The 26,562-nt window shown below is 65.1% G+C and carries 24 protein-coding genes and 2 pseudogenes; 9 read left to right on the top strand and 17 right to left on the bottom strand.

Translation table 11 applies throughout. The features are described 5' to 3' along the window. Positions 1-3 precede the first annotated feature (3 nt). From copC to ACZ5BO_RS18785, 6 genes and pseudogenes are all read right to left on the bottom strand, one after another. A complete protein-coding gene (gene copC, locus ACZ5BO_RS18810; RefSeq protein WP_025127478.1) occupies positions 4-381 on the bottom strand; it encodes a copper homeostasis periplasmic binding protein CopC in 378 nt (125 codons plus the stop codon). A 62-nt stretch (positions 382-443) separates the two neighbouring features. Next, positions 444-1,325, bottom strand: a complete 882-nt coding sequence (locus tag ACZ5BO_RS18805) for a copper resistance protein B (protein ID WP_464696062.1) — start codon at positions 1,323-1,325, stop codon at positions 444-446. After that, positions 1,322-3,163 carry a copper resistance system multicopper oxidase gene (locus ACZ5BO_RS18800; protein ID WP_464696061.1) on the bottom strand — a complete coding sequence of 614 codons (1,842 nt, stop codon included), beginning with the start codon at positions 3,161-3,163 and terminating at the stop codon, positions 1,322-1,324. The genes ACZ5BO_RS18805 and ACZ5BO_RS18800 overlap by 4 nt, the downstream gene beginning before the upstream one ends. A gap of 248 nt (positions 3,164-3,411) precedes the next feature. Beyond that, positions 3,412-3,867: an SRPBCC family protein gene (locus tag ACZ5BO_RS18795; protein WP_025127475.1), complete on the bottom strand. Its 456-nt coding sequence runs from the start codon at positions 3,865-3,867 to the stop codon at positions 3,412-3,414. A gap of 80 nt (positions 3,868-3,947) precedes the next feature. Next, a pseudogene (locus ACZ5BO_RS18790) lies at positions 3,948-4,463 on the bottom strand (methyl-accepting chemotaxis protein); the annotation flags it as partial. A 345-nt stretch (positions 4,464-4,808) separates the two neighbouring features. Then, a pseudogene (locus ACZ5BO_RS18785) lies at positions 4,809-5,879 on the bottom strand (HAMP domain-containing protein); the annotation flags it as partial. 520 nt (positions 5,880-6,399) lie between these two features. Between ACZ5BO_RS18785 and ACZ5BO_RS18780 the strand changes: the two are divergent. Then, a complete protein-coding gene (locus ACZ5BO_RS18780; protein ID WP_025127473.1) occupies positions 6,400-6,936 on the top strand; it encodes a hypothetical protein in 537 nt (178 codons plus the stop codon). A gap of 65 nt (positions 6,937-7,001) precedes the next feature. Here the strand turns inward: ACZ5BO_RS18780 and ACZ5BO_RS18775 are convergent, their stop codons facing one another. Continuing rightward, positions 7,002-7,997: an aldo/keto reductase gene (locus ACZ5BO_RS18775; protein ID WP_464696060.1), complete on the bottom strand. Its 996-nt coding sequence runs from the start codon at positions 7,995-7,997 to the stop codon at positions 7,002-7,004. Between the two features lie 120 nt (positions 7,998-8,117). Between ACZ5BO_RS18775 and ACZ5BO_RS18770 the strand changes: the two genes are divergently transcribed. After that, a complete protein-coding gene (locus ACZ5BO_RS18770) occupies positions 8,118-9,032 on the top strand; it encodes a LysR family transcriptional regulator (RefSeq protein WP_464696059.1) in 915 nt (304 codons plus the stop codon). Between the two features lie 85 nt (positions 9,033-9,117). Here the strand turns inward: ACZ5BO_RS18770 and ACZ5BO_RS18765 are convergent, their stop codons facing one another. Continuing rightward, positions 9,118-9,246 carry a hypothetical protein gene (locus tag ACZ5BO_RS18765; RefSeq protein ID WP_256244291.1) on the bottom strand — a complete coding sequence of 43 codons (129 nt, stop codon included), beginning with the start codon at positions 9,244-9,246 and terminating at the stop codon, positions 9,118-9,120. Between the two features lie 171 nt (positions 9,247-9,417). Here ACZ5BO_RS18765 and ACZ5BO_RS18760 point away from each other — a divergent pair, with 171 nt between their 5' ends. Beyond that, entirely contained in the window at positions 9,418-9,606 is a 189-nt protein-coding gene (locus ACZ5BO_RS18760) for a hypothetical protein (protein ID WP_025127470.1), read from the top strand. 16 nt (positions 9,607-9,622) lie between these two features. Here ACZ5BO_RS18760 and ACZ5BO_RS18755 read toward each other — a convergent pair whose 3' ends face one another. Further along, positions 9,623-10,003 (bottom strand): fe2+ zn2+ uptake regulation protein, encoded by a 381-nt coding sequence (locus ACZ5BO_RS18755; protein WP_025127469.1) that lies wholly within the window; start codon positions 10,001-10,003, stop codon positions 9,623-9,625. Positions 10,004-10,302: 299 nt separating this feature from the next. On the opposite strand from ACZ5BO_RS18755, the gene pvdQ reads away from it, so the two are divergent. Further along, a complete protein-coding gene (pvdQ, locus tag ACZ5BO_RS18750; RefSeq protein WP_464696057.1) occupies positions 10,303-12,639 on the top strand; it encodes a bifunctional acylase PvdQ in 2,337 nt (778 codons plus the stop codon). Between the two features lie 49 nt (positions 12,640-12,688). Here the strand turns inward: pvdQ and ACZ5BO_RS18745 are convergent, their stop codons facing one another. Further along, positions 12,689-13,693, bottom strand: a complete 1,005-nt coding sequence (locus ACZ5BO_RS18745; RefSeq protein WP_025127467.1) for a FecR family protein — start codon at positions 13,691-13,693, stop codon at positions 12,689-12,691. Positions 13,694-13,975: 282 nt separating this feature from the next. Here ACZ5BO_RS18745 and ACZ5BO_RS18740 point away from each other — a divergent pair, with 282 nt between their 5' ends. Beyond that, positions 13,976-15,016 (top strand): Ldh family oxidoreductase, encoded by a 1,041-nt coding sequence (locus ACZ5BO_RS18740; RefSeq protein WP_464696056.1) that lies wholly within the window; start codon positions 13,976-13,978, stop codon positions 15,014-15,016. 51 nt (positions 15,017-15,067) lie between these two features. Here the strand turns inward: ACZ5BO_RS18740 and ACZ5BO_RS18735 are convergent, their stop codons facing one another. Then, positions 15,068-15,388 carry an ElaB/YgaM/YqjD family protein gene (locus ACZ5BO_RS18735; protein WP_025127465.1) on the bottom strand — a complete coding sequence of 107 codons (321 nt, stop codon included), beginning with the start codon at positions 15,386-15,388 and terminating at the stop codon, positions 15,068-15,070. A 225-nt stretch (positions 15,389-15,613) separates the two neighbouring features. On the opposite strand from ACZ5BO_RS18735, the gene ACZ5BO_RS18730 reads away from it, so the two are divergent. Continuing rightward, complete coding sequence (locus tag ACZ5BO_RS18730; protein WP_025127464.1) at positions 15,614-15,868, top strand: hypothetical protein; 255 nt, start codon at positions 15,614-15,616, stop codon at positions 15,866-15,868. On the opposite strand, the gene ACZ5BO_RS18725 is transcribed toward ACZ5BO_RS18730, so the two are convergent. Next, the gene (locus tag ACZ5BO_RS18725; RefSeq protein ID WP_464696055.1) at positions 15,840-16,775 is read right to left on the bottom strand and encodes a LysR family transcriptional regulator; all 936 of its coding nucleotides are present in this window, start codon (positions 16,773-16,775) and stop codon (positions 15,840-15,842) included. The two genes, ACZ5BO_RS18730 and ACZ5BO_RS18725, sit on opposite strands and share 29 nt — an antisense overlap. 84 nt (positions 16,776-16,859) lie before the next feature. Here ACZ5BO_RS18725 and ACZ5BO_RS18720 point away from each other — a divergent pair, with 84 nt between their 5' ends. Then, complete coding sequence (locus ACZ5BO_RS18720; RefSeq protein ID WP_464696054.1) at positions 16,860-17,780, top strand: carbon-nitrogen hydrolase family protein; 921 nt, start codon at positions 16,860-16,862, stop codon at positions 17,778-17,780. Here the strand turns inward: ACZ5BO_RS18720 and ACZ5BO_RS18715 are convergent. After that, on the bottom strand, positions 17,773-18,345 hold the full coding sequence (locus ACZ5BO_RS18715) for a GNAT family N-acetyltransferase (RefSeq protein ID WP_464696053.1): 573 nt from the start codon (positions 18,343-18,345) through the stop codon (positions 17,773-17,775). The two genes, ACZ5BO_RS18720 and ACZ5BO_RS18715, sit on opposite strands and share 8 nt — an antisense overlap. A gap of 145 nt (positions 18,346-18,490) precedes the next feature. Between ACZ5BO_RS18715 and ACZ5BO_RS18710 the strand changes: the two genes are divergently transcribed. Further along, complete coding sequence (locus tag ACZ5BO_RS18710; RefSeq protein ID WP_025127460.1) at positions 18,491-19,387, top strand: LysR family transcriptional regulator; 897 nt, start codon at positions 18,491-18,493, stop codon at positions 19,385-19,387. Positions 19,388-19,534: 147 nt separating this feature from the next. On the opposite strand, the gene ACZ5BO_RS18705 is transcribed toward ACZ5BO_RS18710, so the two are convergent. The 3 genes from ACZ5BO_RS18705 to ACZ5BO_RS18695 form a co-directional block, all read right to left on the bottom strand. Next, a complete protein-coding gene (locus tag ACZ5BO_RS18705; protein ID WP_464696052.1) occupies positions 19,535-20,731 on the bottom strand; it encodes an iron-containing alcohol dehydrogenase in 1,197 nt (398 codons plus the stop codon). 104 nt (positions 20,732-20,835) lie between these two features. Next, positions 20,836-22,290 (bottom strand): amino acid permease, encoded by a 1,455-nt coding sequence (locus tag ACZ5BO_RS18700; RefSeq protein WP_464696051.1) that lies wholly within the window; start codon positions 22,288-22,290, stop codon positions 20,836-20,838. A gap of 296 nt (positions 22,291-22,586) precedes the next feature. Beyond that, positions 22,587-23,495 (bottom strand): LysR family transcriptional regulator, encoded by a 909-nt coding sequence (locus ACZ5BO_RS18695; protein WP_025127458.1) that lies wholly within the window; start codon positions 23,493-23,495, stop codon positions 22,587-22,589. A gap of 125 nt (positions 23,496-23,620) precedes the next feature. Here ACZ5BO_RS18695 and ACZ5BO_RS18690 point away from each other — a divergent pair, with 125 nt between their 5' ends. Beyond that, complete coding sequence (locus ACZ5BO_RS18690) at positions 23,621-25,159, top strand: MFS transporter (protein WP_029978199.1); 1,539 nt, start codon at positions 23,621-23,623, stop codon at positions 25,157-25,159. Here the strand turns inward: ACZ5BO_RS18690 and ACZ5BO_RS18685 are convergent, their stop codons facing one another. Then, positions 25,160-26,413: a ferredoxin reductase family protein gene (locus ACZ5BO_RS18685; RefSeq protein WP_025127457.1), complete on the bottom strand. Its 1,254-nt coding sequence runs from the start codon at positions 26,411-26,413 to the stop codon at positions 25,160-25,162. It lies immediately after the preceding gene. Positions 26,414-26,562 lie beyond the last annotated feature (149 nt).

Below are 26,562 nucleotides of genomic sequence, written 5' to 3'. Positions count from 1 at the left end.
AGCTCAATCCACGGTAAAGGTAACGGCACCGGTGATCGGGTGGGTGTCGGCGGAAACCGCCCGCCATTCGACCTTGTAGCCACCGGCTGCCAGGCGGCTGGCCGGGGTGATGATCATGGTCTTGGGGTCGCTGCCCGGCGCGATGCCGGCCTTGATCGGCATCGGTGGGTGAGCCATGCCGGGCATGGCGGTCATCATCAGCCGGGCGCCAGAGAAGGCCGGGGTGAGGCTTTCCGAAAACTTCAGCTCGATGCGTTCCGGCGCAGGGCCGCGAGCGCCTTCGCTGGGCAGCGAGGACAGCAGTTTCGGGTGGGCCTGGGCGATTCCGGCCAACAGCAGTGAGCAGCCGAGAACAAGGCTGAGTTTTTTCAGGTAGGGCATGCAAGGCTCCTGGCGACAAGGGGGAGAGGTGGGGGATTGCTGTTGAGGTGCGGGGTACAGGCTCAGAACCACAGGCGCAGGCCCAGGACCCAGCGCGCCTCGCTGCGCTTTTCGCCTTCTTCGTGGCGATAGTCGGCGGTACTGCCATAGCTGCGGTTCCAGGTCACCCCCACATAAGGCGCAAACTGGCGGTGCAGTTCATAACGCAGGCGCAGGCCGGCTTCGGTTTGCGCCAGCCCGGAGCCGCTGCCGCGCTGCGGGTCGTTGCGGCTGTAGAGGTTGACCTCGGCTGTGGGTTGCAGGATCAGCCGGTTGCTCAGCAGGATGTCGTAGTCGCCCTTGAGGCGCAGGGCGGTCTGGCCCGCTTCGCCTATATAGAAGGTGGCCTGGCTCTCGAAGTTGTACAGGGCCATGCCTTGCAGGCCGAACGCGGCCCAGGTCTGCGGTGAACCGGGCTTGAAGTCCTGGCGCACGCCACCAACCAGATCCCACCAGGGACCAATGGCGTGTCCCCAGAGGGCCTCGAGTTCGGCTTTTTCGGTGACCCCCGCGCTGCGTTCGCCTTCGCTGCGCAGCCACAGGCGATCGATGTCGCCACCGACCCAGCCGTTCAATTCCCAGGCCAGGGCGCTGCCCTGGTCGGCGTCCTGGTACTCCAGCTGATTGAGCAGCCAGAACGAGTTGATGGCCTTGTCATGCACGCCATGCCCGGACACTTCGGGAAAGGCGGCCCGGCGATCGGCATCGGTCGGTGTCGGTATCGGCGTGCGCGAGGTGCTGCGCGCCGGGGCGCTGTCCATGGCCTGCCAGCCATCGTCGGCCATTGTGTTCATCTGCAGCTGTTCGCCGGCACCGGAGGCTGGCCGATGGTCGGCGGCCTGGGCGCTGCACAAGCCGAGGCCGAGCAGGGCCCCGGGCAAGAGCCGGGAGAGTGTGAGCTTCATGCCGGGACCCTCGCTTCCTCGATTCGTACTTCGCGGAACATGCCCATCTCCATGTGGAACAGCAGGTGGCAGTGATAGGCCCAGCGGCCCAGGGCGTCGGCGGTGACCCGATAGCTGCGCCGGGTGCCTGGAGGCATGTCGATGGTGTGCTTGCGCACCAGGAAACGCCCTTGCTCATCCTCCAGATCGCTCCAGACCCCGTGCAGGTGGATGGGGTGGGTCATCATGGTGTCGTTGACCAGGGTGATGCGCACCCGCTCGCCGTAGGTCAGGCGCAAGGGCTGGGCATCGCTGAACTTGATGCCGTCGAAGGACCAGGCGAACTTCTCCATGTGCCCGGTCAGGTGCAGCTCGATGGTGCGGCTTGGCTCACGGCCATCGGGATCGTCGAAGGTGCTGCGCAGGTCGGCATAGGTCAGGACCCGTCGACCGTTGTTGCGCAGGCCGATGCCCGGGTCGGCGAGCTTGGGCGCAGGGCTCATGGTTTGCATGTCCACCAGCGGGTTGCCGCGTTCCGATGCCGGATGGGACTGCATCGGGGCCATGCCGCTCATTGCTCCATGGTCCATGCCAGCCATCTGGCTGTGGTCCATGTTCGGCATGCTGTCGATCCTGGACGGGGCGCTGTGGTCCATGCCGGCCATCTGCTCCTGATCCATGCTCTGCAGCTCGCCGATGCCGGCTGAGGCACCGTGGTCCATGCCCGCCATGCTGGCGTGGTCCATGCCCATGTCGGCCATGCTGATCAGCGGACGCGGGTCCAGGGCCGGAACCGGCGCGCTGAGGCCCTGGTGCACGGCGAGAGTGCCGCGGGCATAGCCGCTACGGTCCATGGACTGGGCGAAGAGGGTATAGGCCGGCTCCCGGCCCGGCTCGACCAGCACATCGTAGGTTTCGGCCACGGCAATGCGCAGTTCGTCGACGCTGACCGGATGCACGTATTGGCCATCGGCGGCGACCACGGTCATTTTCAGTCCGGGAATCCGCACATCGAAGTAGGTCATGGCCGAGCCATTGATCAAGCGCAAGCGCAGGGTTTCCCCCGGCCGGAATAGCCCGGTCCAGTTACTGCCGGGAGTCTGGCCATTGAGCAGGTAGCTGTAGGTGGCGCCGCTGACATCGGCCAGGTCGGTGGGGCTCATCTTCATTTCGGCCCACATCTTGCGATCGGCGACGGTGGCGGCCCAGCCGTCGCGGCTGACATCCTCGATAAAGTCGCCAACAGTGCGTTTGTGCTGGTTGAAGTAGCCGGACTGCTTTTTCAGGATGTGCATCAGGCGTTCCGGTGCCTGGTCGCTCCAGTCGCTGAGCATCACCACCTGTTCGCGGTCGTACTTGAAGGGCTCCGGTTCACGGGCATCGATCACCAGGGGGCCGTAGACCCCGGCCTGCTCCTGCAGCCCGGAATGGCTGTGGTACCAGTAGGTGCCGTTCTGCCGTACCTGGAAGCGGTATTCGTAGAGGCCATCCGGTGCGATGCCGTGGAAGCTCAGCCCCGGCACCCCATCCATGTTGGCCGGCAGGAGAATGCCGTGCCAGTGGATGGAGGTGTCCTGGTCGAGGCGGTTGTGCACACGGATGGTCACGGTGTCGCCTTCGCGCCAGCGCAGCAAGGGGCCGGGCAGGCCCCCGTTGATCGTCATGGCGGTGCGCGGGCTGCCGGTGAAGTTGACCGGCGTTTGAGCGATGAACAGGTCGAACTGGCGGCCGCTCAGCTGCTGGGGGTAGCTGCCGCTGTCCTGGGCCCACACTGGTTGCCGCCAGAGTCCGCTGCCGGTCAGTACCGCACCGGCGGCCAGGCCTTTGATCACACTGCGTCTTGTTGGATTGCCATGCATGCCGATAGAGCCCCGTCAGTCCTAGAATTGCAGATTGGTTGCCAGGCTAATCAACGGTGGCTGTCAGCAAACTGAGGTTCAGGTTACATAATTGTCAGCCCAGGGCTTCAGGCCCAGGGCTGCACGGGCCGGCTCAATGGCTGCGCCGTGGCCTCGGTGGCCTGGAACGGAGATGGATTTGCGAGCGTTAGGGCGCCGCTCGGTTGCAGCGGCACAGGGGCGAGGCAGACACGCCTGACGGCTTGCCCTCAGTTGCCTGGGGTTTCCAGGTGCTGCTTGAGGTTGGCCATGGCTTGCGCCGAGAGTCGTTCCATGCGGGTTCGCAGGCCGCTCAGTTGCAGGTCGGTGGCATAGCTCAGGGTGCGCCTGAACAGCGTGCCATCGCTCAGCTTGCTCAGCTGGAAGAGCACCGAGCCGTCCAGCGCGGTGGAGCTGAAGACGGTCTTGAACTCCTTGGGAAAGACTGCACTGAGCACCCGGTGGCTCAGGGGCATTTGGACCCCGAGCAAATCCAGGACCTCACTGAAACGATGGCCGGCGGGCAGGGAACCGCACAGGCCGGTATCGGCCCGCAGGGAACTGGGGTGCCATTCCGGCCAGCGATCCGGCTGGGTCACGTAGTAGTAGACGGTGTCGATGCTGGCCTGGATGAACAGCTCATGGCTGATCTGCTCTTGCAACAGGTGTGTCTGGCGCTGACCCATGATGCACCCCACTTCCTTGTGACCGGAGGCTGCAAATATAGCCCCGCCGTGGCGCCTTGCCAGCGACGGGGGCAGACCGTTCAGCGGACTTTGAAGCGGCCCATCAGGTGGCTGACCTGGGCGTTGGCCTGCAACAGGCTCTGGGTGTTGCTTTCACCGGCCCGGGCGCTTTGCACCAGTTCCTCGACCATGTGTCGGATGCTCACCATGCTGCGGTTGATCTCCTCGGTCACCGCGCTCTGCTGTTCGGCGGCGGTAGCGATCTGGGTGCTGAGGCTGTTGATCTGGCTGACCGAGTCGGCCATCTGGTCCAGGCCGCTGTTGACCCGTGCCGTGGCATCCGCCGCGGACTGGCAACTGCTCTGGGTGTTCTCCATGGCGCTTACCGAGGAGCTCACGCCCTGGGTCAGGCGGGCCAGCATTTCGTTGATCTGCGAGGTGCTGTCCTGGGTCCGCCCGGCCAGGGCACGCACCTCATCGGCGACCACCGCGAAACCGCGCCCCTGTTCCCCGGCCCGGGCGGCCTCGATGGCGGCATTCAGGGCCAGCAGGTTGGTCTGCCCGGCGATGGCGCCGATCACCCCGAGGACCTCGGTGATGCGCTGGGCGTCGGCCTGCATGGCTTCGACCTTGTGGGTGGCCTCGGCGACCTCGTCGATCAGCGCGATGACGCTGCCGGAGGCTTCGCCCACCACCACCCGCGAACGCTCCGCATGCTCGTTGGCGCGACGGGTGAAGTCGGCGGTCTGTGCCGCGTTGGCGGCGACGCTGTCGGCGGTGCTGCTCATCTGGGTGATGGCGGTCACCGTCTGGTCGGTTTCCGAGGCATGACGCAGGAGAATCTGCTGGCTGTGGGCCGAACTCTGCTGCAACTGTTCGAGACTGCCGGCCATGGCTGTGGTGGCCTGGGTGACTTCGCCGATCATGCCCTGCAGGTACTGGATGAAGCGGTTGACCGAATGGCCGATGGCCCCCAGTTCATCTTCGGCGCGGATGGTGATGCGCCGGGTCAGGTCGGCGTCGCCGGTGGCCAGGGCGTCGATATTGCCCTTGAGGACCTTCATCCGCTGCACCAGTTGGCGGATCGCATAGACCTGCAGCAGCACCAGCAGGATCACCATGGGAATCTGCAACAGGCTCAGGGTGCTCAGCACCTCATCGCGCTGGGCCGTGAGCAACTGGGTCGGCAGGGCGCTGGCGAGAAACCAGGGCGTGCCTTGGATGGCGCTGATGAAAAAGGTGCTGGGCACCCCGGCATTATCGAACTCGGCGCGCTGCGCACCGCTGTCGTGCCGGGCCAGGGCGGCCTGGACCTGGGCGGCGAAGGGCGAGCCGCTGCTCAGGTCACGGATGTTCTTGAGGACGATCTGGCCATTGATCCGCGAGCTGTTGCTGATGATCTTGCCGTCGGCCTCGACGATCAGCATCTGGGCGTTGAGGGCTTTCTCCTGGCGGGCCACCAGCTCGTTGAAGAAGCCCAGGGTCACGTCGATGGTGGCCACGCCCCAGGGCTGGCCGTCGCGCTGGATGGCCATGGCGCAGTTGGTCCGCGGCTCGGCGCTGGCGTCGTCCTTGTAGGCTGCGGCCCAGGCACACTGGCCGGGGGTGGTCTGCAGGCCGCCGCGGTACCAGGTCTGCTCGTAGTAGTTGGGCGCCGGGTCGCTGTTCCAGAAGCTATTGACCACCAGCTTGCCGGAGGCGTCGCGGTGCCAGAAGGTGCTGTGCTTGTTACGGCCCGGGGTGCGCTGGCCGGGCAGGGGCCAGATGCCGCCGCCGAAGACTTTCTGTTCGCCGTACTGGTCCACCAGGCCCGGCAGGACCTTGTCGATGCTGTCGCTGTCGAGCAGGGGAATGGTCTGGGTGATGCTGCGTTGCTGGGCCTGGACCTTGTGCAGTTCGCCCTGGATGCGCTGCGCCACTTCGGCGATGCGGTTGAGGACCACCTGTTCTTCGGTATGCCGCAGCTTGGGGGCGACCAGTTGGCTGATGCCGGTCACCGTAAGTACCAGCATCAAGACAATGAACAGGACCAGAAACAGCGTGTAGCGGGCTTGAATCGTGCGCAAAGCGGGCATGGGGCCTGTCCTTTCCGAGCGTTTTTATTATTCGGGTCGTGAGCCTTTTCAGGGCATCCACAAGGTGTCGGCGCAAGCATGCTTGGCTTTAGTACGATCGTGCAAAAAAGTCACATTCAGCGTCGAGCCTGCCGGCGCCGAGCTTTTGACCAATCAGGTTGGCACTGCCTAAAAACCCAGCACCTCTGAGTAGGCACCTGTGGATACAGTTGACGCTTGTGTTTCAGTTGCAGTGTTGAAACCCACCGAATTGGGGCTTTCAAGGAAATGTGTCGAAAATGTACAATATTTGTAAGTATCGGAAATAAATCGTTGTTGGTGCGTAGTTCGGGCGTGGATACTGGCGCCCAGTCAAATGAATCAATTCGCTCTTACGTCCATTGCAGAGCCTTCGCAAGCGTTCACGCGCGGTGTTGGAGGGGGCGCAAAGGGGCAAGGGCGGCACAGGAGTGAAGGCATGGCAATCGGATACGTCGGTGGTTGGACCAGCAAGGCTGGCCTGCTGGTTCGCGAGGATGGCGGTACCCGCTCCAGCAAGCCTGTATCGCAGAGCGTCAAAGTCCGGCAAATGCTGGCCCTGGTGGGCAGCGATCCAACAGTGCTCAATACCCGCAAGATGGACGAGCTGAAGCTGCACAAACAGATCAAGGGCTTCGATCCAACCAATGTCACGTCCAAGTCCCTGGGAGGCATGAGTACTTTCCTCAAGAACAATGGCCTGATCAGTGATGTGACGGCGTTGAACCTGATCAATGCTGGTGATCAGTTCGATCGTTTTGGGATTCCCAAGGATCCGGAGCAGTCATTCAATGCTTTGGAGTACTTCGCCATGAAGCTCGAGGATATTCAGAGCAACAACCTCAAGGGCAACAAGTACGCCAACTACCTGATTCCCGAGTACAAGAAAGCCATCTACGTACTCCAGGGCCTGCAGAACTACGGCAAGGGCAACGGCACCACGGTGACCGACAAGAACGTCTCCGCCAAGGCCTGATCGCTCGATCCGGTCTCTGCAGCGAGGCAGCGTTCACCCTTCGAGCGCTCCCTCGCGGTTTTGCGTCAACGATCCAGCAACGCCATCACTTCCTCGGCATAGCGCGAGCCGGACGTCGTCTGCGGGCTGAAAGTCTGCTCCAGGGACTCCAGCTCGCTCGGATTCAGATGAATGTCCAGCGCTGCCACGTTCTCTTCCAGATAACGCCGTTGCTTGGTGCCGGGAATCGGGATCAGGTAATCGCCCTGGGCCAGTACCCAGGCCAGGGCCAGTTGCCCGGCGCTCACGCCCTTGTCCGCGGCTAGTTGCTGCACCTGCTTCACCAGGCGCAGGTTGCGCTGGAAGTTCTCACCCTGGAAGCGCGGGCTGAAACGCCGGTAATCGTCGGCGGCAAAGTCGTCCGGGCTTTTCAGGGCACCGGTGAGAAACCCCCGGCCCAGGGGGCTGTAGGGCACGAAGGCAATCCCCAGGCGCTGGCAGGCGGCGAGGCAGCCGTTGTCTTCCTGGTCGCGGCTCCACAGCGAGTATTCACTTTGCAGGGCGCTGATGGGGTGCACCTTGTGCGCCCGCTCCAGGGTGGCTGCCGAAGCCTCGCTCAGGCCCAGGTAGCGTACCTTGCCAGCCTTGACCAGCTCAGCCATGGCGCCGACGGTTTCCTCGATGGCCACCTCCGGATCGACCCGGTGCTGGTAGTACAGGTCCAGGGTTTCCACGCCCAGGCGGCGCAGGCTGCCGTCGATGGCTGCGCGAATGTACTCAGGGCGGCCATCGACCCCACGGGCGCCAGGGTTGGCCGGATCGCGGACGATGCCGAACTTGCTGGCGAGGAACACCTGCTGGCGCTTGCCGCGAATCGCCTGGCCGATCAGTTCTTCGTTGCTGTGGGGGCCGTACATGTCGGCGGTGTCCAGCAGGCTGACGCCCAGTTCCAGGGCGCGGTGCAGGGTGGCGATGGATTCCCGCGGATCGCTGCCGGTGGTGTAGAAATCGCTCATGCCCATGCAGCCCAGGCCAATCGCGGAAACCTGCGGGCCGTTGTGGCCCAGTTGTCGAGTGCGCATCGTCGATGACTCCGGAGTAGGGGAAAGAGCGTTCATTGTGCTACTCGACAAAAAGCCGATAAACCGGCTAAAAGCACTATCACTATTTGGATTTTCCAAACAATCTTCGAGTGGCCTTTCATGGACCGTTTCAACGCCATGCGCGTCTTCACCCGGATCGTCGAGCTCGGCGGCTTTGCCCGGGCTGCCGACAGCCTGCAACTGCCCCGGGCTTCGGTGACCATCCTAATCAAGCAGCTAGAGGCCCATCTGGGGGTGCAACTGCTGCATCGCACCACCCGGCAGGTCAGCCCGACCCTGGATGGAGCGGCCTACTACCAGCGTTGTGTGCGCCTGCTGGCGGACCTGGAAGAGACCGAAGCGGCTTTTTCGCTGGCTCGGCACAACCCCCGGGGCACCTTGCGCGTCGACATGCCGGCCGGTATCGGCCGGCTGATCGTGATTCCGGCGCTGCCGGAGTTCTCCGCCCGCTATCCGTTGATCGAGCTGGAGATCGGCCTCAACGACCGACCGGTGGACCTGGTCCGCGAAGGCGTCGACTGTGCCCTCAGAGGCGGCCCCGCCCTGGATGAGAGCCTGGTGGCGCGGCCGCTGGCGCAGTTGCAGCAGGTGACCTGCGCCAGCCCCGGCTACTTGCGCCAGTACGGCACTCCCCAGTCGCCGGACGCCCTGGAAGGGCACCGGGTAGTGGAGTATTTCTCCAGCGTCAGTGGCAAGCGCTATGGCCTGGAGTTCTTCTTTGGCGATGAGTTGCGCCCGGTCGAGCTGCCCAAGCAGGTAGCGGTCAACAGCGCCGATGGCTACCTGGCCGCCTGCGAAGCCGGTTACGGGTTGGTGCAGACGCCCTACTATCACGTTGCCCGAGAATTGCAGGCCGGGACCTTGCAGGAAGTGCTGGAGGCTTTTCCGCCGCCGGCGCTGCCCTTGACCGCGCTTTACCCGCCCCAGCGGCACCTGTCTACCCGGGTGCGGGTGTTCATCGATTGGCTGGTGGAAGTGTTTGCCCGTCCGGGCAGCCATGCCAGGCGTCCATGAATGTGGCTGGGGCAATCGGCAAAACGCCCGCGGCGGGGCGGGCGTTGTTTGTGGGGCGGGGTGGCCGGTGCACTGGCCGGATGACTCAGCGGTGGTAGTAGCCAGGGCCCGCGTCGTAATAGCGATGGTGCCCGCCATCGCGGGGCATGATGATGCAGCCCGACAGGGTCAGCAGGGCCAGCAGGGGAATCAGCAGTGTGATTCGACGAAGCATTTCTCAATCCTCAAGCACTCGGGAACAGGGCAGGTCGACAAAGGCAGAAAAAACTCCTTTGCGCCTGTACCATGTGACCCCGATTTCCCCGCTCCATCCCCGAATCCGGGTATGGGCTTGGCATCGTTCTTGATACACAGCAGATACAATTTTCAGCTTCAGGACCCGGCAATGACTCAGTCACAACGTTTGAAATACTCGATTCTGATTTCCCTGGTGGTACTGGGAACCATGCTTGGCCTTTCCTACCTGCAGAATCACGGGGTCATCAGTGAAAAGACCTTCCAGTACATCGCCATCGCGGTGGCGGTGATCGTGGTGGTGATCAACGGCGTGATGCGTCGCAAGGTCAAGCCCTGAGCCGGGCCTGACGGCCTCAGGCGAGGCCGTCGAGGACCGCTGCGGCCTGCTGGTGCAGGCTGTAGCTCTTGTCCGGGTTGAGGGTGATGACACCTTCGCTGCACAGCCGCTTCAACACTTCCCGCACGCTTAGAAACGACAGGGGAATATCCAGCTCCAGCAGTTGGCTGTGGATGCCGCGTACCCCCAGCGAGCGTTCGCTCTGGGCTGCCGTGAGCAGTGCGTCGATGACTTTCAGGCGTATCAGGCTGGTGCGCAGGCCGAAGCTTTTCAGCAGGTGCTTGATGCGATCGTTACTGTTGCGCTCGGCGTTCTTGCCGAAGACACCGGCGCCGGCATTCAGGGAAGGCGGATTGTTCACGGTGTTGCCGTCCATTGGCAGTTGCTGGTTGTACATGCAAAAACTCCTTATCAGAGCCTGATCAGGAAAAGAATGATGGGTGCTCTAGTTACTAGACGAACGAGCACGGCAAATCATGAGGCGGCAGATGTAGAAAATTTGTCGGTATCAAGTCGCTGACATGTCACGGCGCACCGTTTGGCGCCGCGCTGGGCTAATTTTTCTCCTTCGACTTCGTCTTTATGGGCAGGCAGGCGCCGGATCATCCGTGCGCGGCTGATTCCCAGACTGGCGGCATTGCTCCCCCGCGCCCTGCACGCCAGTCCTGGTTCTGTTCTTTTGCATCAGGAGTCGGCGTGATCATTTCCAGGCAGTTACCGAATTTTTGCCTTGCAGCCCTGTTTCTCAGCCTCAGTGGTGGCGCCTTCGCGCTGGCGCAGCCCGAGCAGACCCGTGCCGAGATTCGCCGCACCAGCTTTGGGGTGCCGCACATTCGCGCGGCCGACGAACGCGGCCTGGGGTATGGCATCGGTTACGCCTATGCCCAGGACAACCTGTGCCTGATGGCCAATGAAGTGCTGACGGTGAACGCCGAGCGGGCGAAATATTTTGGCGCCGAGGGCCAGACCCTGGAGCAGCGTGACAACCTCAGCAGCGATGTGTTTTTCAGTTGGCTGAACACCCCGCAGGCGGTGGCCGGCTTCTGGCAGGCGCAGACCCCGGCGGTGCGCGAGCGCATGCTGGGTTATGTCGACGGCTACAACCGCCAGTTGGCCGAGCGCCGGGCCCAGGGCCTGCCGCAACAGTGCCAGGGTGAGTGGGTGCGGCCGCTGACCAGCGCCGACCTGGTCAAGCTGACCCGGCGCCTGCTGGTGGAAGGCGGCGCCGGCCAGTTCGCCGAGGCCCTGGCCGGTGCCACGCCACCGGGGGCCATGGCGCAGGCCGCGCGGGCGGACAACCGCTGGCAACTGGCGGCGGCACGCCAGCAGCGTTATGCCCTGGACCGTGGCAGCAATGCGGTGGCCATCGGCAGCGAGCGTTCGTTCAACGGCCGTGGCCTCCTGCTGGCCAACCCGCACTTTCCCTGGGTCGGCGGTATGCGCTTCTATCAAATGCACCTGACCATCCCCGGGCAACTGGACGTGATGGGCGCGGCCTTGCCCGGCCTGCCGCTGATCAATATCGGCTTCAACCAGCACCTGGCCTGGACCCATACGGTGGACGCTTCCAAGCACTTCACCCTGTACCGCCTGCAACTGGACCCGAAGGATCCGACCCGCTACCTGCTGGATGGCCGCTCGCTGCCCCTGGAACGCCAGACGGTCAGCGTGCAGAGCAAAGGCCCCGACGGCCAGTTGCAGAGCGTGTCGCGAACCCTCTACAGCTCGGCCTTTGGCCCCATCGTGCAATGGCCCGGAGAGCTGGATTGGGACCGCCAATACGCCTACAGCCTGCGGGACGCCAACCTGGACAACACCCGGGTGCTGGCCCAGTGGTATGCGATGAACCAGGCCGCCAGCGTCGCCGGGCTGCAGGACAGCGTGCACCAGCTGCAGGGCATCCCCTGGGTCAACACCCTGGCAGTGGATGACCAGGGCCGCGCCCTGTACATGAACCAGTCCGTGGTGCCCAACGTCACCCCGGCCAAGCTGGCGCAGTGCAGCGACCCCCGGGCGGGCACCCAGGTCATCGTGCTTGATGGCTCCCGCAGTGCCTGCGCCTGGGATATCGACCCGGCGGCGGCCCAGCCGGGCATCTTCGCCGCCAGCCAGTTGCCGCAGCTGGCCCGCAACGACTACTTGCAGCATTCCAACGACTCGGCCTGGATGGTCAACCCGGCGGCGCCGCTGCAGGGCTTTTCGCCGGTGATCAGCCAGCAGGACGTGCCCCTGAAGATGCGCGCACGCTTTGCCCTGGATCGCCTGAGTCGCCTGCACCAGGCCCGGCCCAGCGATCTGCAGCACCTGGTCAGCGACGATCAGGTGTACCTGGCCGGCCAGGTGATGCCGGACCTGCTGCAGTTCTGCGAACAGGACCTGGGGCAGGACGCCGAGCGACTGGCGTCGCTGTGTTCCAGCCTCAAGACCTGGGACCGTAGCGCCGGTTTGCAGGCGGGCCTGGGCTTCGTGCATTTCCAGGGGATCATGCAGCCACTGTTGCAGAACCCGGACATCTGGCGCGTGGCCTTCGATCCCCGGGACCCGCAACATACGCCGAGGGGGCTGGCCATCAGCCGTGCGCCAGTGGCCCAGGCCTTGCGCGAGGCGATGCTGGCGTCGGCGCAGCAAGTGATGAAGGCCGGGCTGGGCAGCGAGGTTCGCTGGGGTGACATCCAGCAGGTGAGCCAGGGCGGAAAGCCGACCCCGGTGCCCGGCGGCCCGGAAAGCCTGGGGGTGTACAACGCCATCCAGAGCGTGCCGGGGGCTGACGGCAAGCGCGAGGTGGTGAGCGGCACCAGCTACCTGAACGTGGTCAGCTTCGACGAGCAGGGGCCGCGAGCCTTGGGACTGCTGGCGTTTTCCCTGTCCAGCGACCCGGCCTCGGCGCACTTTCGCGATCAGACCGAGGCGTTCGCCAAGAACCAGTGGAGTGTGCTGCCCTTTACCGAAGCGCAGATCCGCGCCGATGGCCAGTACCAGTCGCAGGTGATCAGCGAACCGCGCAAGGACTCGACGCCACTGGCGCAGCAGTAAGTCCAGGCAGTGGCAGCGACGGCAGGCCGCCCCGGCAACGGGGCGGCCTTCAGTTTTTTGCCGGGGACTGCGGCAGCGAGTTGATCACCGGGTTGCCGTCGCGGTTGCGCGTCAGGTACACCGGCAGCACCTTGGGCAGGGAGGTCAGCAGACTGCCGATTTCCCGGGTGTTGTAGATGCCGCCGACGCGGATCTTGCCGGTGTTGCTGTCAGCCACCTGCACGGGGTTGTCCAGGTAGCGGTTGATCAGCGGCAGGGCCTCGTGGAGGGACAGGTTGTCCAGGACCAGCTTGCCGCTGCGCCAGGCCAGGGAGCTGTCGTTGCTGTAGGTCTGGCTGATCTGCGGCTGGTAGTCGCCGGCCTTGTAGCGGGCCTGCATGCCGGGTTCGAGGCGAAAACCCTCGCCGGGCGCGGCACTGTCGCTGGTGACCAGGACCGAACCCTGGAGCAGGGTGACTCGCACCTGGTCCTGGTACATCCACACGTTGAAGCGGGTCCCTGTGACCTTGATCTGGCCGCTGGCGGCCTTGACCACGAACGGATGGCTGCTGTCGTGGCTGACCTCGAAGAAGGCCTCGCCCTTTTTCAGGATGGCCCGGCGTTGATGCTTGTAGTTGCTGTAGACCAGGGTGCTGCCCAGGTTCAGTTCCACCTGGCTGCCATCGGCCAGGGTCAGGTGGCGCACGCTGTCACCGGCTTCGAAGCGCTCATAGGAGGAGGGCAGCCAGCCCAGCTCCCAGCCACTGTAGGCCGCCAGGGGCAGGGCGCAGAGGGCGATCGCTGCGGCCACGCCGTAATGCTGCCAGGCACGCCGGCGCACCGGCTTGCTCGGCACCGAAGAGGTCAGGGTGGAAGGCGGCAGTTGATCGGCCACTTCCCATATTTCTCGCATCGCCTCGTATTCGAAGGCGTGCACGGGGTCGGCATCATGCCATTGCTGAAAGGCCAGACGCTCCGCATCGCTGCAGTCGGCTTCATGCAGGCGCATGCACCATTGCGCCGCAGCTTGGGTAATGGCGTCGTATTCGGCTTCTGAGAGGATGTGTTCGCTCATTGACTCTTCCTGATTTCCCGCATTCTACCCTTCAAGGCAAGCCTTGTAGAACAGCCGTCATGGCTAATGAGTATCAAAGTCGACTTATTTCACCTGCGTTCTTTCTGATTCCACCTTGTCAAGACCCGGGGCAGTCATGTGGAGATCCAGGTGATCAAAATGCCCTGTGGCCGGCAGCCTCCGTGGGTGTCACCGACGGTGGTTGACAGGGCTGGAGTGTGCCGTTGTTTAATCGTCGATCGCATGCTGTTGCCCCCTCCAACAATGACAATGGAGCTTCAGATGTCTGCATCGTCCCCGGTTGTTGAAGTACCCTCTGAAACCCTTTCGCTGCCCGATCTGGTGCAGTTGCTGCAGACGATTTTCCAGCGTCATGGCTGTCGCGCGGAAGTGGCCCGCTGCCTGGCCGAGAATTGCGCCGCTGCCGAGCGTGACGGCGCCCACAGTCATGGCGTGTTTCGTATCCAGGGCTACGTTTCGACCCTGGCCAGTGGCTGGGTCGATGGGCGGGCGGTGCCGGTGGTGGAAGATGTGGCCGCGGCGTTTGTCCGGGTCGATGCTGCCAACGGGTTTGCCCAGCCGGCCCTGGCCGCTGCTCGCCAGTTGCTGGTGGACAAGGCCCGTAGCGCCGGCATTGCACTGTTGGCGATCCGCAATTCCCACCACTTCGCGGCGCTCTGGCCGGATGTCGAGCCCTTTGCCGAGGAAGGACTGGTGGCCTTGAGCGTGGTCAACAGCATGACCTGCGTAGTGCCCCATGGCGCCGACCGGCCGCTGTTCGGCACCAACCCGATTGCCTTTGCCGCCCCCCAGGCCCAGGGCCAGCCGATCGTCTTCGACCTCGCCACCAGTGCCATTGCCCATGGCGATGTGCAGATTGCCGCGCGCAAGGGTGAGCGCCTGCCACCGGGGATCGGTGTCGACAGCCTGGGGCAGCCGACCCAGGACCCCCGGGCGATTCTCGAAGGCGGCGCCTTGCTGCCGTTCGGTGGGCATAAAGGTTCGGCGCTGTCGATGATGGTGGAGTTGCTGGCCGCGGCGCTGACGGGGGGCAACTTCTCGTTCGAGTTCGACTGGTCCGATCATCCCGGGGCCAGGACCCCGTGGACCGGGCAGTTGCTGATTGTCATCGACCCGAGCAAGGCGGCCGGGCAGAGTTTCGCCGAGCGCAGCCAGGAACTGGTGCGGCAGATGCATGCGGTGGGGCTCAAGCGCCTGCCGGGAGAGCGCCGCCAGCAGCAGCGCGAGCGTTCGCAGCAGCATGGGATCGCCATTGCCGTCGAGCAGTTGCAGCAACTGCGGGCGCTGGCCGAAGAGGGGTGAATGGCCCGGGGCCAGGGCGTCGCTGACGTGCCTGGCCCCGGGCAAACGGTTTTACGAACGACGCCCCAGCAGCAGGCCCACCACCAGGCCGACTCCGGCGGAAATGGCCACGGTCTGCCAAGGGTGGCCGCCGATGTACTGCTCGGTCGCTTGCACCGCCGGCTTGCTGCGTTCACGCACGCTGTTCACCGAGTCCAGCGCCTGCTTGAGCTTCAGGCTCACTTGCTGGCGCAGGCTTTCACCTTCTTCGCCCACCAGTGTGGCGCTGCCCTTGAGGAGCTTTTCCGATTCCTCGATCAATGCCTGCAGGTCACTGAATGCCTGGTCCTTGATTTGATCGTTTTCCGCTTGCGCGGCAGATTTGCGAGCCATGAAGTGGTTCCTTGTCAATGTGGCCTGTGGTGCAGGAGCGGGTCTCCTGCGTACCGGGTGCCGCCCAAGCCGGCGGCAGTGGCTACAGGTTACCGGGTACAAGCAATGGAGTCTGGCGCGTGGGCAAAAGTTGCAGCTGTTTTGCGCATCCTTCGCTACCCCGGGGTAAAACCCTCAGCCGCCACAGTGTAAGATGGCGCCTATTTTACGCAGCAGGAATTTTCCATGAGCTTCAATCTGGCTAACAAGTCCCTGGCCGAGCGCGCCGCCATCGAGGATGAAAAATCCCGTCTGTTCGAGTTGTGGCAGAGCAACCTGGGCAAGGCCAAGGGCGAGGCCGCACGGCTGTTCGGCGAGCGCGGCAAGCGCAAGGGCAAGTGGGCCGAGTGGGTTCGCGCGGAACTCGACGGCATGTCGCCGCCGGAGTTCTCGAACATGGTGCGCAGCGAAGTCAATCGCCTGATGGCGGCGAACAAGTAACCGCGAAACTCTCGACGATCGCCTCCCGTACCTTCACCAGCAACGGGTCGGTCTGCGGGCTGGTGCGCCAGCCCAGTTCAATCGGATAGCGCGGCAGCGCCAGGGGGCAGGGCAGCAGTTGCAGCCCGGTGAGCGCGGCGATGCGCCGGGCCGCATGGGCCGGAATGGTCGCCACCGCCTGGCTGCCCTTGAGCAGGAAGGGCAACGCAGCGAAGTGCGTGGTCGAGGCGCACACCTGGCGACTCAGGCCCAGGTTCGCCAAGCCTTCATCGGTAATGCCAATAAAGCCCTGGGACGACACCAGCAGGTGTTCGCGCTCGACGAAGGCCTCAAGGCTGATGGCCTGCTGGCCGGGGCTCAGGCTCGCCGGGTCCGCCAGGCACAGGTAATCGCCTTCCCCCAATACCTGGCGGCTGAGCAGGCGCTCGGCAAAACCGCCGGCGCTGATGGCCAGGTCGATGCTGCGCTGCAACAGCGCTTCGGCGACGATCTGGCTGTGGGTCTGGCGGAAGATCAGGCGCAGCTTGGGTGCCCGCCGCGCCACCGCTTCGATCATCTGCCGGCCGTAGGCAATCTCGAAATCATCGGACAGCCCCAGGGTCACCGAGCGTCCCTGATAGTCGGCGGCGTCAGGGGCGACCATGGCCAGGCTCTGGCGGCACTTGTTCAGGGCTTCGCTGACCACCGGCTTCAACTGATTGGCCCTGAGGGTGGGCGCCAGGCCGCGGCCGGTACGCACGAACAGCGGATCGCCATACAGCTCGCGCAGGCGGCGCAGGGCCGCGCTCATGGCTGACTGGGTGACCCCCAGGCGCAACGCGGCACGGCTGGCACTGGATTCGTCATGCAGGGCCTCGAAGGCTTTGAGCAGGTTGAGGTCGACGCTGGCGATATTCATCTGGTTCATATCATTAAGCACTGAAATTGGGTTTATCGATGATCGGTGGCCGCAGCAGAATGGGCAACACCTGATCGTTGAAGGAGTCACCGTATGCCCAAGTCCATCGTCGCCGCGCTGCAGATCGGTTCCCTGCCCGAGGGCAAGGCCGCCACCCTGGAGCAGATACTGTCTTACGAGGCCGCCATCGTCGAAGCCGGCGCACAACTGGTGGTGATGCCCGAGGCGCTGCTCGGCGGCTATCCCAAGGGTGAAGGTTTCGGCACCCAGTTGGGTTATCGCTTGCCTGAAGGTCGCGAGGCCTTTGCCCGCTACTTTGCCAATGCCATCGAGGTGCCGGGGGTGGAGACCGAGGCCCTGGCCGCGCTTTCGGCCCGCACCGGGGCCAACCTGGTGCTGGGCGTGATCGAGCGCAGCGCCAGCACCCTTTACTGCACCGCGCTGTATTTCGACCCGCAGCAAGGGCTGGTGGGCAAGCATCGCAAGTTGATGCCTACCGGCACCGAACGGCTGATCTGGGGCAAGGGCGACGGTTCCACGCTGCCGGTGCTGGACACCCAGGTGGGTCGGGTCGGGGCGGTGATCTGCTGGGAAAACATGATGCCGCTGCTGCGCACTGCAATGTACGCCCAGGGCATCGAGGTCTGGTGCGCGCCGACCGTGGACGAGCGTGAGATGTGGCAAGTGAGCATGCGCCATATCGCCCATGAGGGGCGCTGCTTCGTGGTCAGTGCCTGCCAGGTGCAGGCCTCGCCCGAGGAACTGGGCCTGCAGATTGCCAATTGGCCGGCAGAGCGGCCGCTGATTGCCGGGGGCAGTGTGATTGTCGGGCCCATGGGCGATGTTTTGGCCGGACCGCTGGTGGGGCGCGCCGGGTTGATCAGCGCGCAGATCGATACCGACGACCTGGTGCGCGCCCGCTACGACTATGACGTGGTCGGCCACTATGCGCGCCCGGATGTGTTCGAGCTGAGCGTGGACCAGCGCCCCCGTCCTGGCGTGCGCTTTACCTGAGCTGCGCGGCGCCTCGGCGCAAGCCGCGCCATTCCTCGCGGCTGATCTCCCAGATGTCCAGGGGGAAGTGGCCGCTCACGAACTCGCCGCTTTCGGAGCGGATCAGGCGCATCCCGCCGCGCTCGGAAATCCGTCGCGAGCCCTGGTTCGGCGCGGCCTTGGGTACCCGCATCAGCGGTTGCTCAAGGACCTCGAACCAGTACTCGTCCACCACCTGGCAGGCTTCGCTCATGTAGCCATGGCCCTGCCACTGCGGCGCCAGCCAGAAACCGCGGTTATTGTCGGCCTCCAGCATCAGGCTGATGCTGCCGATCAGTTGCTCGGGTGCACTGTGCAGGCGGATCGTCCAGTGCCATTCCTCGCCCCGAGCCATGGCGGGCAGGGCGACATCTTGCAGGAAGCACAGGGCGCCGTCGGCCGGGTAGGGCCAGGGCACCTGGGCATTCAGGTAGCGCACCACTTCCCACTGCGGGAACAGTTGCTGGATGGCCTGGGCATCCGCCCGTTCCAGGGGGCGCAGCAACAGGCGTTCGGTGGCGAGGGCGGGCGTTGGGTGCAGGTCCATCGGTGCAGGGTCCTGAATCGTCAAGCGGGTGTGCATACTCCCTGCAAAGCCCTGGCTGAATCAAGCCGGGCGGATTTGACGGGGCTCGGGCGCTGCCGTTGAATAGCGCCCTCGGTTCACCCCTTGCGAACTACCGGAACCCGCCGTGCTTAGAAACGTCACCGATATGGACCTGCGTCTGCTGCGGATTTTTTCCGTGGTGGTCAAGTGCGGCGGCTTCACCGCTGCCCAGGCCGAGCTGAACATGAGCCAGTCGAACATCAGCATGCACATCTCCAGCCTGGAGAAACGCCTCGGCTATCGCCTCTGCGAGCGGGGCAAGGGTGGTTTCCGCCTGACCGAGAAGGGCCAGCGCATCCTGGCGGCCGCCCAGGCCCTGTTTGGCGCGGTGGAGGTGTTTCAAAGCGAGGCGCAGGAGTTGTCCGGGCGCCTGGTGGGTGACCTGTACCTGGGACTGGCAGACAACATCGCCACCTTGCCCGCGGCACGGATCGACGCGGCAATTGCGCGTTTTTACCAGCGTGAGCATGACGTGCACCTGCACGTGTTCATCAACTCGCCCACTGAACTTGAGCGGGCGGTGATCGATGGTCAGTTGGACATGGCGATTTCCTACTTCAGTCGCAGCCTGCCGACCCTTGACTACCAACCGCTGTATCGCGAGGAGATCGGCCTGTTCTGCGGCGCGGCGCACCCGCTGTTCGCCATCGAGCACCCCGGGCTGGAACTGATCAAGGCCTGTGACTGGATCAGGCACGGCTTCCTGCCGGCCAACCAGGTGCTGCCGGTGATTGCGCAGCGCGCCTCTGCCACCGCCTATCACATGGAAGCGGTGGTGCACGGGGTGCTGGCCGGTACGCACCTGGGCTATTTACCCCATCACTCTGCCAAGCCCTGGGTGCAGGCCGGGCAGATGCGCGTGCTGCACCCCGATGCCCTGCGCTACGAGGTGCAGCACAGCCTGATCACCCACGCCGGGCATCCCCACGGCGAAGCGCGGCGGGCCTTCATCGAGGATTTACTGGCCGAGCATCCCGGTTGAGTCCGGCCGGCAGGGCGCGGCCTGGTCCAGCTGATGCCGGCTGGCTGCAGGCAGGTGGTAATGCATCGCCCAGGGTTGGGGCGTAGGCCGCAATCCGTGGCGGGCCGGCGCCGGCCAGCCAGCTGCCGTCGATGTAGAGGCCGGGCCTCATGTCGGGGCCCCCGGCAGTACGCCGTGCACGGCGTTGCGAAAGATCTGGCTGTAGTCGGCCGCGCTCAGCGGGCGGGCGTTGGTGTCGGAGGAGGAAATATCCGCCAGGGCCTGGGCCCCGACCCACTCGGCGTCGCCGCTGTCCAGGCCGATGTCCGCCAGGCAATGGGGAATGCCCAGTTCCGCGCGCAGCGCCAGCAGCCAATCGAGAAAGCCTTGGAAATCAGCCCGGGGCAGTTGCAGGTACCGAGCCAGGCGGGCGATGTCCTGGGCGATTGCCGAACGGTTGGCCACCAGCACATAGGGCAGCAGGATGGCGTTCAGCAGGCCGTGGTGGCGGTGGTAGCGGGCCCCCAGGGGATGGGCCAGGGCATGCACGCCGCCCAGGCCTTTCTGAAAGGCCACCGCCGCCATTGCCGAGGCCACCAGCATGCCTTCCCGGGCGTTGAGGTCCTGGCTGTTAGTCACTGCCTGGAGCAGGTGCTGCTGCACCAGGCGGATGCCTTCCACCGCGACCCCGCTGGACATCGGGTGGTAGAGCGGCGAGCAGAAGGCCTCGATATGGTGGGTCAGGGCGTCCATGCCGGTGGCGGCGGTCAGGGCCGGGGGCAGGCTGCAGGTCAGCAGCGGGTCGAGGATCACGCAGGCGGGGAGCATTCCGGGGTGACTGATCACCCGCTTGATCTGCTGCTGGCTATCGGTCAGGACCGCCTCGCGCCCCAGCTCCGATCCGGTGCCGGCAGTGGTGGGCAGGGCGATCAGCGTGGGCAGCTGCAGACGGGGGAAGTCGGCGAGGCTGGGGTAATGCTCGATCACCCGGGACCACTCGAAGTGCTGCAGCCCCTCGGGAGCCACGGCCAGCAGGGCAATGCCCTTGGCGGCGTCCATGGCGCTGCCGCCGCCCAGGGCGATCAGCGAGTCATGGCCGCCGGCGTGGAAGGCCAGGACCCCACGCTGCACGTCTTCCAGGCTGGGGTTGCTGGCCAGGTCGCTGAATACCCCATGTTCCTGGCGACTCTGTTGCAGGTGTGCGCTCACCAGCGCGTAGGGTTCGAGCGCCAGCATTCCCGGGTCGGTCACCAGCAGGGGCTTGCGCATGCCCAGCAGGGCGCAGCGCTGGGCCAGGCCATGCAGGGCCTCGGCGCCACAGAAAATCTCGGTAGGGTAATTCCAGTAATGCACGGAAGGGGGCATCGATTGTCTCCACAACGAAAGGGCCGGGGCGGCTGACCGAGAAGCGGCCACCGGCCCCGGCAGAGGGCGCGATCAGGAGCGGCGCGAGGAAATGGCCGGAGGCTTCAGCGCCGTTGCTCAGGCTTGGCCAGGACCATGTACAGCAGGCCCAGCAGGGCCAGGGACGAGAACACCAGGAGCACCGCCCAGACCTGGAACCAGGGCGCGCCGGCCGGTGCCAGTGAGGCCCGGGGCCAGGCAACGTTGACGCTTTCGAACAGCAACCAGATGAACGCCAGCAGGTTCACCGCCAGGCCCCAGCGCCCGAGGCTGAAGACCCCGGGCTCGGGTTGCCAGCGCCCGCGCAGGCGATGGCGCAAGGCGCAGCCGATGACGATCAAAAAGACCATGAAGAAGCCACCGCTGCCGAAGGCAATCAGCGTGCCGACGGCCGTGGCATTGAGTCCCAGCACCAGGCCCAGGCTGGCCAGCAGGGTGCTCACCAGCATCGCGGCAAATGGCACTTTGCGCCGATCCACCCGGCGCAGCAGGCGGGATGCCGGCAGCATCGAGTCGCGGGCCATGCCGAACACTGCTCGGCCGATGTAGGTCTGCACCGACACCACGCAGGCGATGAAGGCCACCAGCACCACGGCGACAAAGGGCCGTTCGGCCCAGGCGCCGAAGGCGTCCACCACGGCCGGGGTCACCGGGTCTATCACCTGGCCCGCCACCAGTGCTCCGGTGTCCTGGAACGACAGGGTCACGGCAAAGGCGGTGAGCATCACCGTCAGGCCCACCAGGAGCATCGAGCGCAGGATCGCCCGAGGCGTGGAAGTGCGCGCATCGGCGGTTTCCTCGGACACCTGGGAGCAGGCATCGAAGCCGAGGAAGGCCCAGCCGCCCACCGCCATCGCGGTGACGAAGCCGCCCAGGTAGGAGCCCTCGCCGCTGCCGAAAGTGCTCAGGCCTTCGAACAGCAGCGACCAGGAGTGATTGCGAAAGAACAGCAGGAGCAGCACGCCGATGCCGATCGACGCGATGGCCTCGGCGATGATCCCGGCGTTGACAAAGTACTTCAGCGGGTTGATGCCCAGCAGGTTGATGCCCAGCCCGAGGACCAGCAGCACCGCGCCACTGAGCACCTGGGCATTGGCCGCGGGCGGCTCGCCGGTGGCCAGCAGCCAGAGCCAGAACCCGCCCAGGTAGGACACGGTGGTCAACGAGGCGAGGGCCGAAGCCAGGTACATGAACCCGGTGAACCAGCCCCAGCGATCACCCGCCAGGCGCCTGACCCACTGGTAGCAGCCACCGGCCAGGGGGTACTCGGACGCGAGCTCGGCGTAGACCAGGGCCACCAGCAGTTGCAGGGCCAGGCACAGCGGCACGATCCAGACCCAGGACGGGCCGACGCTCATTGCGCCCAGGGCCATCACCGAGTAGATGCCGACCACCGGCGACACCGTGGCAAAGCCCACCGAGAAAGACGACCAGAGGGTCAGGCCGCGGTGCAGTTCCTGGCAGTAGCCCTGGCGTTGCAGCAGATGTTCGTCGCTGCCTTGGATCATCGGCTCAGTCATGGCGCACCTCGTCCAGCGAGGGGGCGTGAGGGTGCAGGCCGCGGGCGTACCGGCGGCATCGAAGCAGATAGGGCATGGGGATTCCTGGAGTCGGCAGATCAGATTGTTATTGGGATGGCCTTTTAGCTGTTGTTTTTGGCGTACCGACGTTGCCTGGCCTGCTGGTGCAGGACAGGGCCAGATTACGGAGGGGAAACATCAATGTGAATATCAGTATTGGTAAGCTGAGATCAGCTTTTATTGATGTATGCGGGCGTGGCGACAGGCTGCCGATGCGGCTCGGAAGGGGCGCGCGGTCAAGGCTGCCCGGTGCCTTTGCCGAGCACCAGGCGTTGACTGAGGAAGTCGACGAACACCCGCAGCTTGGGCAGCAGGTGGCGGCTGCCGGGCCAGAGGATGGAGAAGGTGCCGCGCTCTTCCTGGTAGTCGTCCAGCACCGCCACCAGGCTGCCCTCGGCCAGGGCGCCAGCGACCACGAATTCCGGTACATAGGCGAGGCCCAGGCCCTGGGTGGCGGCATGGATCAACGACTCCAGGTTGTTGCTGGTCAGGGCACTCCCCAGCACCAGGGGCGGCGCACCTTCGGCCAGGCGCAGGCGCCAGGGCTGCAGCTGGGTGCCGCCGGGAAACCTGTAGCGCAGGCAGGCGTGGTGCTGCAGGTCACCGGGGGTGTGTGGCGTGCCCCGCCGGGCAAAATAGCCAGGAGCGCCGATCAGCACGAAACCGAAAGGCCCGAGGCTGCGGGACTTGAGTTGCGAATCCGCCAGTGCGCCGCTGCGGATCACCGCGTCAACGCCTTCGGCGATCACGTCGATCAGCCGGTCATTGAAATCCAGGTCCAGTTCGATGTCCGGGTAACGGCTGGAAAACTCCGGAAGGATCGGCAGCAGCATGCGATAGCCGATTGCTGGCAGGCTGACCCGCAACCGGCCCCGGGGCGTGTCGCTGATACGCGCCAGTTCGGTCTCGGCTTCCTGCACCTGTTCGACGATGCGCTGGCCGCGCTCGTAGAACAGCGCGCCTTCGTCGGTCAGGCTGATGCGCCGGGTACTGCGGTTCAGCAGGCGCACCCCAAGGCGCTGTTCCAGGCGCGCCAGGGACTTGCCCACCGCCGAGGCCGATAGCCCCAGGCGCGCGCCGGCGGCCACCAGGCTGCCACTCTGGACCACGCAGACAAACACCTGCAGACCGTTGAGGTTGTCCATTGCTCACCTTGATTCAAGCGTTTCTGTCGGTAAAGACCGGAAGAATGCCCTGTTTTTCGTCGATTGCGGCATCCCTACCATGGATTTTTTCCGGCAACCCTGATGGCCAGGGCGTGGAGGTGAGTGTGGATCCTGAACTCGAATTATCCCTGGGGGCGGCGACCCATCGGCGTGAAAAAGCCGCCAACGGCGTGTTGGCGGCGGTGTGCCTGGCGGCGCTGATGCTGCCCCTGACCTTTGTCGGGGTGGCAGTGGCCACTCCGGCCATCGGCCGTGAACTGGGGGGCAGCCCCCTGGCCCTGAGCTGGACCACCCAGGCCTTCATGCTGAGTTTCGGCAGCCTGCTGATGGCCGCCGGCACCCTGGCCGACGAGTTTGGCCGCAAGCGCGTGTTCAGCCTTGGGGTGGCGCTGTTCGGGCTGACCTCCCTGGCCCTGGTGTTCGTGCCGTCGCTGCTGTGGCTGAACCTGCTGCGCGGGGTCCAGGGGCTGGCCGGCGCCGCCGCCCTGGCGGGCGGTTCGGCGGCCCTGGCCCAGGCCTTCGAGGGCCGCGCGCGAACCCGTGCCTTCAGCTTGCTGGGCACCACCTTTGGTGTCGGCCTGGCGTTCGGGCCGATCCTTGCCGGGGTGCTGGTGGAGCATGCCGGCTGGCGCGGGATATTCGTTTCCGGGGCCTTGATCGGCGGCCTGTCCCTGGGGCTTGGCGTACCGCGCATGGAAGAGTCCAGGGACCCCGAGGCCCGGGGTGTGGACTGGCCCGGCACGGCAAGCTTCACCCTGGCCCTGGTGCTGCTGACCTGGGGCATCCTGCAGGCGCCGCAAAGCGGCTGGGGCACTCCCTGGGTCTGGTTGCTGCTGGGGGCGGCCGGGCTGGCGCTGTGGCTGTTCATTGTCGTGGAGCGCCGGGCGCTGCGGCCGATGCTCGATCTGTCGCTGTTTCGCTACCCGCGGTTTGTCGGCGTGCAGGTGCTGCCCATCGCCACCTGCTACTGCTACGTGGTGTTGCTGATCCTGCTGCCAATCCGCTTTATCGGCGTCGAAGGCTACGGCGCCATCGACGCCGGGTTGCTGATGCTCGCCTTGTCGGCGCCGATGCTGGTGGTGCCGCTGGCGGCGGCCTGGCTCAACCGCTGGTTCAGCGCCGGCAACCTGTCGGCCCTGGGCCTGGTGCTGGCGGCCGGCGGTTTGTTCTGGTTGAGCCGGGTGGCCCCAGGGCAGGGGCCCGGGCCGCGGGTCTGGCCGCTGCTGCTGATCGGCCTGGGCAGCGGGCTGCCCTGGGGCTTGATGGATGGGCTGTCGGTGAGCGTGGTGCCCAGGGAGCGGGCGGGCATGGCCAGCGGCATTTTCAGCACCACGCGGGTTGCTGGCGAAGGCATTGCCCTGGCCCTGGTGGTGGCGCTGCTGACGGGGCTGTTGCAGCAGGCGCTGGAAGCGGCGGCAAGCCCCGGCGAGCCGGTGCTGCTGGCCGCCCGGCAACTGGCCGGTGGTGACCTGGCGGCCAGTGTGGCGTCCTTGCCCGGGATCGAACGGCAACAGTGGCAGGCCGTTTATGCCGAAGCCTTCAGCCGGCTGTTGCAGGTGTTGATGGTGATCACCCTGTTGGCGGCACTGGTGGTGCGGGCGACGCTGCACGAGGGGCGCCACCCGCAGGGCGGGGCTGACTGATCAGCGGAACTCGAAGAACTCGTAATGCAGGTTGCCTTCGGGAATCCGGCATTCGCTCATCAGCTCCCGCACTCGGCCCAGCAGGCCCTTGGGGCCGCAGAAGCTGATCTGGATTTCCTTGGGGTCGGTTTCTGCCGCTGCACGCTTCAGGGTCTGGGCCAGGGCCTCGACGCCGCCGCTGTTGCCAACGAAGGTCGCCCCCCGGGCCTGGGCCATGCCTTGCAGGGCATCGACGCTGGGAAAGGCCCGGGACGGGTTGTAGCAGTAGACCAGGGTGGCCTTGTCGAACTGCCCCGCGGACGCATCCTGCAGCCAGGAAATGAAGGGCGAGATGCCGACCCCGCCACCGATCCAGATTTCCCGGGTGCCGGCCTCGGGGCGCTTGAAGCGGCCATAGGGCGCATAGATGTCGGCTCGCATGCCGACCTTCACCTGCTGGCGCAACCGTTGGGTGTAGTCGCCCAGGGCGCGGATCACGAACTCGATGCGTCCGTCGTGGGCCTCGGCGCTGGCAATGGTGAACGGGTGGGGTTCGCGCAAGCCCTTTTCCTGGAGCGAGAGAAAGGCGAACTGCCCGGCCTTGAAGGGGAAACCCCGGCCCTCCGGCGTCAATTCCAGGTGCAGGGAGTGTTTTTCCACCTTGACCGAGGTCACCCGGTATTCGCCGACCTTGGCCACCCAGGGGTAGAGCAGCAGCTTGTACAAGGCACCGAGCACGCCGAGGGTACACAGCACGGTGAGCCAGATGCCCGACGGCGTGTCCAGGGCGATCGGCGACTTGAAGCTCAGCCAGTGCAGGATGACGATCAGGAACAGCGGGCCGGACAGCTTGTGCCACCAGCGCCACTGGCTGTAGGGGATGTTGCGGTTCAATGCCAACAGAACGATCAGGCCCAGGGCCACGTAGCTCAGTTGGCGCACCATGCGCGTCCAGTATTTCGACAGTTCGAGGATCGGCACGCTGTTCCATTGCTCGAGGTTGGCCTTGAACACCAGGTGATAGCTGGCGAATGCCAGGGCCCAGATGCCCAGCCACTTGTGCGCCTCGTAGACCCGGTCCAGGCCGCCGAACAGGCGCTCGACGAAGCCCCAGCGGCTGGCCAGCAGGCAGGACACGGCCATGTAGGCCAGGGCCGCGCTGCCGAGCACCAGGCTCAGGGTGGCGGAGGTCAGCCAGGTATCGGCGGGGATCTCCAGCAGGAGAGTGAAGGTGGTGATCAGCAAGATGCCGATGATCGTATGCCAGGTTTTCAAAGGTGCATGACTCCGATGAGGAAATGCCGTCATGGCGTAAGCATCGACTGTTGCAGTGGGGCCGCTGAAAACGACTCGGGTGCTGTTCAAGGGCGCGATGCATGAAGCGGTGGCTGGCGGCAATTGAGGCGGTTGTGACAGGTTTTTGC

Source organism: Pseudomonas sp. FFPRI_1 (assembly GCF_055384485.1).
This window is presented reverse-complemented; position numbering and strand designations above follow the sequence as displayed.